Source organism: Undibacterium sp. Ji49W (assembly GCF_049340205.1).
In the GTDB taxonomy this organism is placed as follows: domain Bacteria; phylum Pseudomonadota; class Gammaproteobacteria; order Burkholderiales; family Burkholderiaceae_D; genus Undibacterium.
Map to the genome: position 1 here is coordinate 1 of NZ_JBMPOW010000014.1, position 12,823 is coordinate 12,823.

Below are 12,823 nucleotides of genomic sequence, written 5' to 3' on the forward strand. Positions count from 1 at the left end.
AGCGTATTTCATCATGCGTCAGCAGTCATCAAGCGGCTGCAATAAAGACCGAATGTATGGCTGCAATCGACTACGTCAGGTTTAATTTGAAAATGCTCTTGCAAATGGGGGGCGTCCATGTATGCGCTCCGCGCACCGGCCCCCTTGTCCAAATTTTGAAGAGACAAGGCTTTGTGCGTAGCAACTTGGCGCATGCAGTAAAAGATGGCGCATGCATTGAAAGATGCTGCGCACCCTACCGGGACTATACGCCACCTTGCAATGAATCAACCTGCGAGGCTGTTGTCTGCAGGAGATATTTACTCCCCCGCATCCAGATACCCAAACACCGCCCGTCGCACCCGCTTGCGCAAATTGGCAGCGCTGGCGGGGGATTCTGAACCCGCGCGCGCTCCCGCCGCATCGACCATGCCCTTGATGATGCCCATTAAGTCGGCCATGACTTCTGTATCGCTGGCACCTTCAGGCATATCGGACTGAGAGAGTATGTCGTGCGCGGTTTTGTGCAGCCGGGCGGACTGGCGTTTGAGGTCTGAGGCTACTGGCAGGCGTAGCTCTTCTGCATCCAGTATCTTTGCCAATGCCGGTCTTTTTAGCTGGTGGGTGATGGCGACATCGATCAAATCTTCCAGTGCCTTGCGGCCGCCCTGGCTCAGGTCTATTTTCTCGGCGTCTTCGACAAGTGCCGTGGTCTGTTCCAGTATCAGGGCCCTGCTGATGGCATCTTTAGAGGGGAAGTACTGGTACAGCGAACCTATGCTGACACCGGCCTTTCTTGCCACAGCATTGGTGGAGCAGGCACTCAGACCTTCAGATTCAAGAATGTGAGCAGCAGCTTGCAAAATGGCTTCTACGGTCGCGACAGAGCGGGCTTGCGTGGGGCTTTTACGAGGGGCCAGCGGGGTCGTGGCTTTGCTGATGGGCTTGGGCATGAATGCGAGTTTTAAATATGAGCGATAACTCATATTATATCTCTACTTTATCTACCTTGGCGAAAGCAAATAATCATGCAAACACAAAACCACCATCAACAAAAAAACGACCAACAATTGCTGGATGACACCGTAATCGCCGTGCGCCTTGCAGCAGACTCTTTACTCCAGCGTTTCAAGTCTGATGCACGTCCTGCTGACTTGCCGCAGTTGATCAAGATGATAGAAGACAATGACAATGCCGTTACCGAACAACTGCGTGCGTCCTTGCTGGCACTGCGGCCCCATGCGCAATGGCTGGACGATGAAAAATCCAGCGGCCCGCTGCCTGCGGGCGAATGGTGGGTCGCTGACCCGGCAGAAGGCAACGTCAACCATATCCACGGCACGACTGAATGGGCAGTGACAGCAACACTGGTGCGTGACAATGTTCCTGTACTAACGGTAGTCGCTGAACCGCTGGCGGCAAAGCTTTATACGGCAGTGCTTGGCGGTGGTGCATATCTGAACGGCCAGCCCCTGCGTGTATCGCAAAAACCCAGCCTTGCGGCTGCCCTGGTCAGCACTGGCCAGGCGACGCCGGGTGAAGGCAAGCTGGCTTACAGCAAGATAGGTCAGTCTGTCACGGCCATGCTGGAATACGCACTGCTGGTACGCATGGCAGTACCTGCCACCATGCAACTGGTGCAAGTCGCTACCGGGCAACTGGATGCATTCTGGCAGCACGGCAATGTCTTGTCTGGCCTGGTCAGCGGTTCCTTGTTGGTGACTGAAGCTGGCGGCCAGATAACAGACTGGTCAGGCAAGCCATGGACTTTATCCAGCCCCAATTTTGTTGCCAGCGCACCTGTCATGAATGGCCAGTTGGTAGCAGTTCTGAAAAACATCTAAACAAAACCCAGGACTTCCACAAAATTGTCCCAGCAAGGCCATGCTTTAGGAAACCACCTTTGCAAGGATGGTTCGTTACGTCGGCAGACAATATATTGTCTGAAACCCCGCCTCCACCGTAGCGACGAAGACAGTACGAATAGTACGGCTAGGCGCTGCAACGCAGTTGGGGCGGTTTTGTGTAGGTCCGACAAGAAAAGAGAATGAATATGAAAGAATACGCAGTCGTCGGTGCCAGCAGCGGCACAGGTTTGGCAATTACCCGTTTGCTGGCAAGTCAAGGTCATACTGTGCGTGCCATTGCACGTAAGCCACCCGCAGCAACAGAATTTATCAAACCTGTCGTTGCCGATGTAGGCAAGCCGGAAGCCATTGCCGCAGCACTGGCGGGTGAACTGGAAGCAGTATTTTTTACGGTAGATATCCACAAGGCATTTGCGTCAAAACAGCTGATACGCTCGGTGATGTTTGATGGTTTCGTGAATGTGCTGGGCGGTGCTAAGCGTAGTACAAAGCCGCCACGCATCATCCTGCTCTCTGTCATGGGGCCGGGCAAGCCATCACTGACCTGGTTTCTGTTAAATCTGGCCAAGCGCGGCATGCAAAAGAATATCGTGGACAGAGAACAGGCACTTGTCGATAGCGGCCTGCCGTATGTGATCTTGCGTGCACCGCGCCTGGTTGATGTATTAGAAAATGAAATTGAAACGACCAGACCAGCAACAGCCGCCATATTATCTGCCCAGGCTAATCACCGCCTCGACATGAAACGCACGATAGCAAGGCCTGATCTGGCCGCTGCCATGGTCGCCGCCGCAGCATCAGCACCAGAAAACAGCGTGTGGGATGTGTATGGTGATAACGCCGGACCAGTGCCCGCATGGTATTTTTAAAAACCACCGCAACGGGCAAATCAAATTCTGGCAATGGTCCTGCGCATGAGATTATCAATGGTAAGCATGCAAACATCCGTAGATACTTTGTTTTGCGGAACTTTCTCAGCCAGAGATGGCCTGACAATGGCCAGACACGCATTACCAGGCAAGCACTACCCGTGCGCAGGCCGTTTCAATGCCTGCTGCAAAAACGGCCTGAGAACTTCCATTGACAGATTAGCCATGAATAAAATACTGCCTGCCCTTGTCCTGACTTTCTCGCAACTTGCCATGGCGCAGGCTGCATCTGTGAACACAGGGCCCAGACCCGTAGCGCCGATGCCACAGATAGAAGCACCGCGTGACCGGGTGTTTCGTGGCGTCATGAAACTTGATGTGGATGCATCTGATACCGTGCACAAGATCATCCGTGTACGGCAAACCATACCTGTGCAAAAAAGTGGCGCCATGGTCTTGCTGTATCCCGAATGGGAAACAGCCAGCCATGCAGCAACGCAATCGGTGGCCGACCTGGCAGGTTTGCTCATCATGGCGGGTGATACCAGGCTGGAATGGCAACGTGATGCGGTGAACCCATTTGCCTTTCATATCTCGGTGCCAAAAAATGTGCCTGAACTCAGGCTGGAATTTCAGATATTGCCTGCAAGTCGCGGCTTGTCGCCAGATATATTGAAGTTGCAATGGTCCAAACTTGCGCTGTACCCGGCAGGCTGGTACCTGCGTAATATCGCGAGCAATGCATCCCTTAGCTTGCCCAGGGATTTTCAGTTCGCCACTTCGCTTGATAGTGATAGGGTTGACGGCAACCAAGTCAGTTTCAAGCAAACCAGCTTTGAAAAATTGATGGATGCACCCGTGTATGCGGGGCGGTATTTCAAACGCGTAGAACTGACGACTGCTGGTGCCAAAGTGCCAGTACGCCTGAACCTGGTGGGTGATTCGGAAGCAGCGCTTGCCATTACTCCGGATTTTTTGAGCAAGTATCAAACGATGGTGACGGCTATGCCCAGGCTGTTTCGGGGACAGCCTTATCCACATTTTGATTTTCTGGTGAGCTTATCGGATGTGGTATTTTCTGGCGGTGGGGCAGAACATTCGGAATCGACCGAGATCAATCTGCCTGCTGATTTCTTTAATAATTCCGACGCACAATTACGCATTGCCAGCCTGCATCCGCATGAATATGCACATGCCTGGAATGGGCGCTTTCGCCAGCCTGCGGATTTATGGACACCCAACCTGAACATGCCCATGCGCGGCAGCCTGCTATGGATGTATGAAGGGCAGACAGAATTCTGGGGGCGCATATTGACGTCGCACCTGGGTTTCATGACACGTCAGCAAAGTCTGGATGCACTGGCGATGGATGCAGCATTTGTCAGCGCCCGCGTCGGCAGGCAATGGAAGTCGCTGCAAGACAGCACCATTGATCCCATCTATATGGCAGGTGGAAAATCTTCAGTGCGCTGGCGTGACTGGCAACGGCGTGAAGATTATTATGTCGAAGGCGTGCTGCTATGGCTGGATGTAGAAATGCTGATGCGCGAACGCTCATCCGGCAAAAAAGGGCTGGCCGATTTTGCTGGCAGTTTCTTTGGTGGCAGCAAGGTGAACAGTATCACCAGCACCTATACCTTCGCCGATATCTGCAAGGGATTGAATCATATCGTGCCCTATGACTGGGCTGCCTATTTCACTACCCGCCTGCAGGCGCACGATGCCGGTCATGCACTTGATGGCCTGACACGCAGCGGCTACCGTCTGATTTACACGGATGAGCCGACAGACTATTTCACGAAGATGGAAGCCGATGCAGGAGCGACCGATTTTTCTCAATCGCTGGGGCTCACGGTCAACAGCAAAGGCATGGTCAGCAGCGTCACCTGGGAAGGCCCGGCTTTCCGCGCCGGCATCAGCCTTGGCGCACGCTTGTTGAATGTCGGCAAAGAAGCATACTCGGACACCGTATTGAAGCAGGTAATCAAGGCGGCAGCGGTATCGAAGGAAGCGATAGAACTGACTTTCATGGCAGATGGCAAAACCCGTACTGTCAGCATTAACTACACGGGTTCGCTGCGTTATCCGCGCCTGGAGCGTATTCCTGGTACGGTAGACCGGCTGGAGAGTTTGCTGACTTCACCCGCGCATATTGGTGGGTGAGTGCGGTTAATTGCAGGTTGGGCCGCATGTTCCCCGAACTTAAAACAAGTCAGATATCATGTTCTTCAACAGCATAAGCAAGCCGTATCGCCTCCGCCAGTGCCAGACAGGCGGCGCTGGCCCCGTGTGCAGGCAAGCGCAGGCTGATGGCAAATTCGTCCAGCAAGGGTAAACCTGCTTCTGAACCAAGTATGTCCAGCCCGGGCGGCACTGTCGATGGCAGCAAGGCAGTCACTGCCAGGTCTGCCTGCACGGTGGCGGTAATGGCTTCTATACTGGGATAATCGACAACATTGCGCCAGTCTATACTGGCCCTGGCCAGTTCCCGCATGACCGTGGGTTTGAAGGCACAGGTTTCTGACACCAGGCAGAGGGGCAATGGCCGTTTTTGCCAGGCGACGCCATCCCGCCTGGCTACCCAGACGGGTCTTTCCATCACCAATAGTTCACCCCTGGCATGGGTAGCAGGTTCTTCAATGATGGCCAGATCCAGCAAGCCGCTGTCAAAGCTTTTCGTTAATTCGGTGGATGAACCTGCCATCAGAGATATTTCTACCGATGGGTAGGTTTTGACAAACGCAGGCAAGATGTTCGGCAGGTGCATGACCATCAGGTCATGTGGCACCCCTATGCGTATGGTGCCCGTCACTTCTGTGATTGTCAGCGCTGATAGGATCTCATCATTCATTTCCACCATAGCGCGTACCTTGATCAACAAGCGTTCGCCTTCAACCGTCAGATGCACACCACCCTTGCCTCTATCCAGAACACGCCTGTCCATCATTTGTTCCAGCCGTTTGATCTGCTGACTGACCGCGCCCTGCGTCATGTGCAGCCTTTGCGCAGCGAAAGTCATGCTGCCAGTCTCGGCTACATGCAAGAATGTCCTCAGCAATCCTATGTCGAGATTTTTCATGGCTGGGATCAGTTAACAGATTTCGAAATGTTGAGCACACATAAATACGTGGCTCTGAGATATTGACAGTCGGTTATAGTAAGCCCTATCTGGTATTTTGTCTTTGCAGGCCAATCCTTTAGTTGAGATTGAGTGAAGAACAATATAGGAATAGGTAAAAGTTCAATGCGACGGAAACATTAAATCGCGTGCCCGTTGTCGCTCTGCTTCAACGGGAAAAGACTTGATCAGGAGTTCCTGTGTTTGAATAACGCGTTCAGAAAAATTAAGCTGGTGATTCTGATTGATCTGGCCGGCGGCATCCAGATAGCTGGTCAGCCGGTTTGCCAGTTGTGGCCCTGTACCTGCCCAGTTGCTGAAACTGCGAATTGCCTTGCCTAACACCCATTGCATGTATAGGTCATGACGCAATTCATCGCTTTTGTTGGACCAGCTTGGTGGACGCGGAGCGCCTGTTTGCTCGTCAGATGAGAGCATGTCAGGCGTTTTCTCTTGTCTCGATATGTCTTTTAGCTGTGTTAATTCATTCAAGATCTGCGTTAACTGCGCATCATCATTCTGATACCACGCATGCACGACTACTTCACCCAGAAAGCCGAGTCGCAGGCGATCCCGCTGATCACGCCAGGTGCTGATACGTCGTATATCTTGCAAGCTGATATCTTTGCCAGCGCCATTGAAATTATGTGCTGCAAGTAAGTCGTCATGCGCTTTCATGTAGGCCTGATAGTGTTCGACGATGAGAATTGCTTCCGTATAGGCAGGCGGTGGCAGCATACTTTTTAGATGGCTGCGCAATGCACTTGCACGGTCTGGCGAAACTTGTTCAAGCAAGAAAAAATTGATGACGTCCAGTAGCGCACTATTGATGACGAGTTGTTGATTTTCAGTTGTAAGCCCGGTAGGTAACAAGCGGCTGTCAATCGCAGAAAAATTCGCAGAAAATGCAATTTCCGAAGTATTACCTGACGGCGCCATCTGGCCCGGACCAAAGACCATGCTGGACAGGTTTGGCTTTGCACGTATCGGTGCAATGTCTTCCGGCTCATCCTGCCAGAAATAGCGTATCAATAACAAAACCATGACTAGCGCAATGGTGACAGGGACATTTATCCCGTAGTGTTTCTTGGCCTGGTCTTTGAGTGAAGTCGACATGCGAGTGAGTATAAATTGCCGGTTTGATCGATATGGGCATGGGCTGGAATGCTGTATCCAGCCCATACCCCGGAAAAATTTTATACAAAAAGCCTGATGCAAAAAATACGGCAGCGGCTTAGAAAACAGATGTGGGAACCCAGGCGTCAGAGCCAGCCAGGAAATTGTTTGGCTGGTACTGCGTAGTCTGGGAAGACGTCAGGTAGACGGTATATTTTTCACGTTTTTTTGCAGTGAAACCTGCGGCACCAGGTCCGGAAGAGCCGTATTCCGCAAAGTACGATGTTGGCAAATTGTTGGTGGACCCTGGGGTAAATTCAATCATTCCTGCTGCATTGATTGGCGCCTGTATATTGGTGTTGATGAATATGTTGGAAGCCAATGCACCCCATGGACGACCCAGGAAAGCATTCGTCAGACCAGTCTGCGGATTGCTGGAAATGGTGCTGTTATAAAAGACATAGCCGCTAAGATAATTCGTGAAATGTCTGTTTTGCGCAGTAATGGTGACTTCTCCGCCCAGGCTTCCATGTTGGTCAGCAACGATGACGCAATTGTCAAAGACAGCGGCGCCATCACCAAAGATGAAATCGACATTGCCTTCGATGGTTACGCCATAAAAGTAAGAACGGGCCGCAATGCAGGTCGTGGAAGTACAACCCAGGCTGCCGACATACAGGGTATCTTGCCGGCCGATCAGGCGTACATTGCGCAGTACGGATTTATCAGATGCAAGATACAGTGCAAGTGCCTGTGTTTCAGCATTCCCATCCTGGGTGTAAGTGTTTTGTATGGTGATATTGTTTGAAAAAAAACCTGCACCTGTGACGATGACTGTTGATGAGCCCTTGTCGCCTACAGTTCCACCGCTGCCGTTGGATTTTTGCGCCCAATAGCTTTGGGTAATAACGGTAGAGCTAGCATGCGCGCCCTGGCCTACCAGGCGTACATTGGGTTTGGTAATCGTCACCTGTTCGGTATAGGTTCCAGCTGTCACATCGATTTCACCACCGTTGGACGGCAATGCGTTGACGGCCGCCTGAATGGTCGTGTAATGACCTGCACCAGTACCGCCAACTGTTACTTTCGTAATGGCATTGCTCGCCGCACTGCTCAATAACAATGCGACGGTCAACGCAATTTTCCATACGCTATTTTTATGTTTCATATTGTCTCCTTGTGCCGGGACACGATGGCCGTGTCCCGGCTATTGCAGTGATCTGATTCACTGCTTTATTTGTTTATGGACCGGATGTCTGTTCACCCGCTCATTTGAGCAAGATCAAATTGAGCGGGGTTAAATTGAACAGCGGGAAAAATCAGAACGTGCAGCTGGGAACAGCGCCACTCATCGTAAAGTTACTGGTAGTAACGCCCGTGCCGGATGGGACATCATTCGAACTATCGAGTCCGACATTGGCATACTGGTCACCACTTTGTGCAGTCGCGTCCAGATTGACATGTGCCAGATAAGCATTGACCGGAAAGCTGGCGTTGCGACCAGCTATGCGGGTATAGGCGCCAGATACGGATGAAGTTGCATAGGCACCATTGACAACAATGTTTGACAGCGTTGGTGTACCGCCAGATACAGGACATGCATGGTAGTTGGTATCCATGATAACCAGATGTTTTGCGCCAGTAATACAGGTGTTGACGTAACTAACTTTGCTGACCGTCAAAGCACAGGGGCCGGTTTTGATGTTGATGGCATTGGCGTTGGCTGAGGTGGTTCCAGAAAGGTCCGCGCCGTACACATAGTTATTTTTGAACAGGATATTTGAGACGGTATTTTTGTAGATGCTACCGATGGAAAGCCCGTGCGTGCCGTAAAGCTGGCTATTTCTGACGGTGATGTTTGAGGCATCACCGGAGTTGGTTTTGACTGCAATGCCATCATCCCCGGCTTCAATGGAAGAATTTGCGACCGTTGCATTGGTGAGGCTGTCAATATCAATACCGTCAGCATTGGTGCGGGTCGACGGTGTGCGTATTGTCAGCTTCCATGCGGTGAAACCGTTGCCGCCCTCGACATACAGATTCGGGAAAACGGATTCCTTGATGGTGACGTTGTAGACAGTAAAGTTAGTGATGTTTTTGGCTTGCACCAGACGTGCACTGCCACTGAGAATATCGCCACGCCCGTCAACGGCACCCGGCCCCATCAACGAAGCATTGCTGCCATTGAACAGGATGAATTGCGCGTTGCCGGCATAGCTATTATTTCCATACAGGGTTACACCGGAATTAATGACCAGGCCAGCGCCATTGACGTTCAAACTGTTACTGTAGAAAGCATTCTTTGAACCTGATGCAGCGAGTACCACGCTTTTTCCGGTTCCTGCGCAATTGGTCAAGGCAGTTTGCAAGCGGCTTGTGTCATCAGAAGAGGGTGGTGCTGCGCGTTGCGAGCTTGTAAATTGCGCGGTAAGCGTGGTGCAGACACCAGGGTAAGTCGGTTCGGTTACTGTGCGGCTGTCGCCAGTGGCCAGAGTTTGTGCCCCGGCAGAGGCAGAAAATACGAGTAATGTCGCGGTTAAGGCATGGCAGCGAATTGCATTGATTGCAGTCATAAAAGTCCCCTAATAAAATATTATGATTATGTAATTTTTTGGGTGAAACCGATATTGGCTGGGCCAAATGCAAATTGGTCCAACCAATACCAGTTCACGTTATAGGTATTTCTTTTCCCTTTGTCAAGGAAAGTCATGTTGCTGTTAATGCGGAAAAGACACAAAGGCCTGGGATGCTAAGAAAATAATATATTTAATTAAAACAAATTCTCAACGCCTGCGGCCAGCATTGCGGAAGAGGGATTTGACTGGAACTCATTGTCGGGGCGTGTTGACCTGTCTTGCAGGCGCAGCTTTGCGTTGCGAAAATCATGCATCGTGAAGTCATGCGTTGTTTGCTGGCTGCAAAACCTTGGTATCCCTGTGCTGAGAATTTTCATGGCCGCATTCAGATGATTCATGCATTAGAGTTTGTAATGCATTGCATTATGAATATTCGATTTATTAATGCTTGATGTCTGGCTACAGTGAACGAATAAACTTCGCCGAATGAAAGCCATGAAATTAATTTCTCTACTTACTCTTGCAAGCAGCATGACGATGGCCAGTGTCGCTGCTGCGTCGCTTCCGTCGCCAGTTGATTTTCAATCGCATTACCTGAGCACTGCCGAGGACAAGCTGGCTATTGAGCATTTGCTCAACAGCTATACCACATCAGTCAGTAACGGTGATGGCAAGACCTTCGCCACATTGCTGCTGGATGAAAAAGTACCGTTCATGGCGGTGCGCGGTGTGCCTGATATTGTTAACAAAGGCGATGCGCTGGATACCCGTCGCTATGCAGATTTTCGTGAGGGTGTCTTTGGTAGCGGACGCAAGCTGGAACAGGCGTTCTTCAATGTGAAAATCAATCAGGACGGTGCACTCGCACAAGTGTCACTGGATTTTATTACCAAAGAGGCAGGCACACAAAAAGGGGGCTTTGGCTGGAAACTGCTGCACCTGCTGAAGGTCAACGGTCATTGGAAAATAGCCAGCGAGTTTTATACAGTAAGAGCGCTGCCTGTTGAATAAGTCTGTTTCAAGTAAAGCCTGACTTAGAAAAATTCCAGTATTGGAACTCAAAATAAATATGGTGGATAGCCAGACAGCTATCCACCATTTTTTTGACTACGAAATGCGCAATGGAAAATATTAATTAAAACACCGTTTCGGCGATATTCTGATGCTCCAGCACGGCGCGCAGGGTATTGCCTGTACTGCGTTGTTGATCCTGTTTGCCGGCAAATTCACATTCGCTCATGCCGTTCAACAGTTCTGCATCACGTCCGCTGAACAATGGGCAGCGCGGGAACAGTTCAGCCACCCAGTCAACAAAGGCGCGTACCTTGGGTGACAAATGCCGGTTGGCCAGATACACGACAGAGATAGGCATGGGCGCAGGCGTCCATTGCGGCAATACTTCACGCAGTGCACCCGACTGCAGATGCGGCATCAGCATGAAACGCGGTGCCTGTATCAAACCAAAGCCCTTGATGGCGCAATCGATATAGGCTTCAGAATCATTCACAGAAATCTTGCCATTGACGGTGACGTCTATGGTTTTGCCATCGACGATGAAATCCCAGTCCAGGTTACGGCCCGTGCGGCTGGAAAAATAATGCACGGCCTGATGGTGCTGCAAATCGTCTATGGTCTGCGGTTCACCATGGGTATCCAGATAATCTGGTGCCGCGCAGGTGATGCTCTGGAAGGTGCCTATGCGTCTGGCGATCATGCTGGAATCCTGCAGTTCACCCACCCGTATCACACAATCAACGGCTTCCTGCACCATGTCCACCATACGGTCGCCCATACCCATGACCAGTTTGATGTCGGGGTAGCGTGAATAAAATTCGCAGACTTGCGGCAGCAATATCAGTTTGCCTATCGAGGTAGGTACATCAATGCGCAACTGGCCTTTCGGCCCGCGTGCCACATTCTGGAACGACGCTTCGGTTTCATCCACATCCGCCAGGATGCGCACGCAGCGCTCATAGTAGGCGGCACCATCCGGCGTCAGGCTAAGGCGGCGTGTGGTCCGGTTTAGCAGGCGCACCTGCAACAGACTCTCCAGGTTCTGGATGGTCGTGGTCACGGTCGTGCGTGGCAAGCCCAGGCTGTCGGCGGCCCTGGTAAAGCTGTTTGAATCCACCACCCGGGTGAATACCTGCATTGCTTGAAAGCGGTCCATTATTGATTCCCTTCATGATGCCGGAGATGACATTTGATAAAGCGTAGACGCGTTGAGTGATTTTTAAGTGTAGCCAGTATAAATGCATTTTGGGCTCTGATTAGTCGACCTGGTGGAATAGTGATGTTGGATTATCGGTGTTTATCCCGAATCGGGTAGCGCCTACTATTCGTTCCAATCCTTAATCCCTGGAGCGGATATCCGCGACGACATGATGAACGCAACAAGTACCATTGCCCGAAAAACAAGAAGCAAGATCACCAAAACGGCTGAACCAGCTTTGCATATAAGCAATTTTCTTATCCCTGGCCCGCTGGGTTCCATCCCTGTGCGCCTGTACCGGCCACAAGGTGATGCAGTCTTGCCCGTGGTGCTGTATTTCCATGGCGGTGGCTTCATCAGCGGGTCGCTGCATGACGCTGATGTACCAGCGCGCTTTATTGCCAGAAACAGCAATGCCCTGGTCTTGTCGGTTGATTATGCTCTGGCACCGGCCAAACCTTTTCCCGCTGCGCCGGAAGATGCTTATGCAGCCATGGTCTGGGTGGGCAAGAATGCCGCCAGCATCCATGCCGATGCCAGCCGTCTGGCTGTCGCTGGCGATGATGCCGGTGGCAACCTGGCTACCTGCCTGACCCTGATTGCCCGTGACCGCAATGCTCCACCGATACTGGCCCAGGCCCTGATCGGCCCCATGCTTGATCCCAGCATGACACGTCTGGGTGACGCAAAACAACTGGAATCCGACATGACACCGCAGGAATGTGCGAATTGTTATCGCCAGTACCTGCCCATGTCTTTGCAAAGGCTGCATCCGTATGCAGCGCCGCTGGAATCGCGTCGCCTGGGTGGTTTGTCCCCGGCCTTTATCGCCACGGCTGAGCATGATGTCTTGCATGTAGAAGCAGAAAAATATGCGACAGCGCTGATCGCGGTCGGCGTGCCCACCCAGGTGGCCCGCTTTGCCGGTGTCAAGCATGCGTCGCTACGTGAACATGCGCCCGTGCTGGTGGAAGTGGCCGAATTCCTGCGCCGTCGCCTGGCCGCGCCCTCTGAATTGAAACAGCCAGTTTTTGAATCCACAGACGAGCAAGACCATGCCTGACAACACAACAGCAGAATGTAAA

The 12,823-nt window shown here is 51.7% G+C and carries 11 protein-coding genes; 5 read left to right on the forward strand and 6 right to left on the reverse strand.

The genetic code is table 11. From position 1 onward, the window contains the following. Positions 1 to 299 precede the first annotated feature (299 nt). Positions 300 to 965, reverse strand: coding sequence for a TetR/AcrR family transcriptional regulator (locus ACO0LK_RS17395; RefSeq protein WP_422977198.1), 666 nt, complete (start codon positions 963 to 965; stop codon positions 300 to 302). Between the two features lie 42 nt (positions 966 to 1,007). Here ACO0LK_RS17395 and ACO0LK_RS17400 point away from each other — a divergent pair, with 42 nt between their 5' ends. The 3 genes from ACO0LK_RS17400 to ACO0LK_RS17410 all read left to right on the forward strand — a co-directional run bounded on the left by ACO0LK_RS17400 (position 1,008) and on the right by ACO0LK_RS17410 (position 4,879). Next, complete coding sequence (locus ACO0LK_RS17400; RefSeq protein ID WP_422977200.1) at positions 1,008 to 1,823, forward strand: inositol monophosphatase family protein; 816 nt, start codon at positions 1,008 to 1,010, stop codon at positions 1,821 to 1,823. Positions 1,824 to 2,032: 209 nt separating this feature from the next. Further along, positions 2,033 to 2,716, forward strand: coding sequence for an NAD(P)H-binding protein (locus ACO0LK_RS17405; RefSeq protein ID WP_422977202.1), 684 nt, complete (start codon positions 2,033 to 2,035; stop codon positions 2,714 to 2,716). A 225-nt stretch (positions 2,717 to 2,941) separates the two neighbouring features. Next, a complete protein-coding gene (locus tag ACO0LK_RS17410; RefSeq protein ID WP_422977204.1) occupies positions 2,942 to 4,879 on the forward strand; it encodes a peptidase M61 in 1,938 nt (645 codons plus the stop codon). Positions 4,880 to 4,928: 49 nt separating this feature from the next. Here the strand turns inward: ACO0LK_RS17410 and ACO0LK_RS17415 are convergent, their stop codons facing one another. From ACO0LK_RS17415 to ACO0LK_RS17430, 4 genes are all read right to left on the reverse strand, one after another. Continuing rightward, positions 4,929 to 5,795, reverse strand: coding sequence for a LysR family transcriptional regulator (locus tag ACO0LK_RS17415; RefSeq protein WP_422977206.1), 867 nt, complete (start codon positions 5,793 to 5,795; stop codon positions 4,929 to 4,931). A 162-nt stretch (positions 5,796 to 5,957) separates the two neighbouring features. Next, positions 5,958 to 6,950, reverse strand: a complete 993-nt coding sequence (locus ACO0LK_RS17420) for a hypothetical protein (protein WP_422977208.1) — start codon at positions 6,948 to 6,950, stop codon at positions 5,958 to 5,960. A 118-nt stretch (positions 6,951 to 7,068) separates the two neighbouring features. Further along, the gene (locus ACO0LK_RS17425; RefSeq protein ID WP_422977210.1) at positions 7,069 to 8,118 is read right to left on the reverse strand and encodes a pectinesterase family protein; all 1,050 of its coding nucleotides are present in this window, start codon (positions 8,116 to 8,118) and stop codon (positions 7,069 to 7,071) included. A 151-nt stretch (positions 8,119 to 8,269) separates the two neighbouring features. Then, a complete protein-coding gene (locus tag ACO0LK_RS17430; RefSeq protein WP_422977212.1) occupies positions 8,270 to 9,523 on the reverse strand; it encodes a glycosyl hydrolase family 28 protein in 1,254 nt (417 codons plus the stop codon). A gap of 498 nt (positions 9,524 to 10,021) precedes the next feature. On the opposite strand from ACO0LK_RS17430, the gene ACO0LK_RS17435 reads away from it, so the two are divergent. Continuing rightward, positions 10,022 to 10,537 carry a hypothetical protein gene (locus tag ACO0LK_RS17435; protein WP_186946172.1) on the forward strand — a complete coding sequence of 172 codons (516 nt, stop codon included), beginning with the start codon at positions 10,022 to 10,024 and terminating at the stop codon, positions 10,535 to 10,537. Between the two features lie 124 nt (positions 10,538 to 10,661). On the opposite strand, the gene ACO0LK_RS17440 is transcribed toward ACO0LK_RS17435, so the two are convergent. Then, positions 10,662 to 11,696 carry a LysR family transcriptional regulator gene (locus tag ACO0LK_RS17440; protein WP_186946173.1) on the reverse strand — a complete coding sequence of 345 codons (1,035 nt, stop codon included), beginning with the start codon at positions 11,694 to 11,696 and terminating at the stop codon, positions 10,662 to 10,664. A 214-nt stretch (positions 11,697 to 11,910) separates the two neighbouring features. On the opposite strand from ACO0LK_RS17440, the gene ACO0LK_RS17445 reads away from it, so the two are divergent. After that, positions 11,911 to 12,801: an alpha/beta hydrolase gene (locus ACO0LK_RS17445; RefSeq protein WP_422977215.1), complete on the forward strand. Its 891-nt coding sequence runs from the start codon at positions 11,911 to 11,913 to the stop codon at positions 12,799 to 12,801. The last annotated feature ends 22 nt before the right edge of the window (positions 12,802 to 12,823 follow it).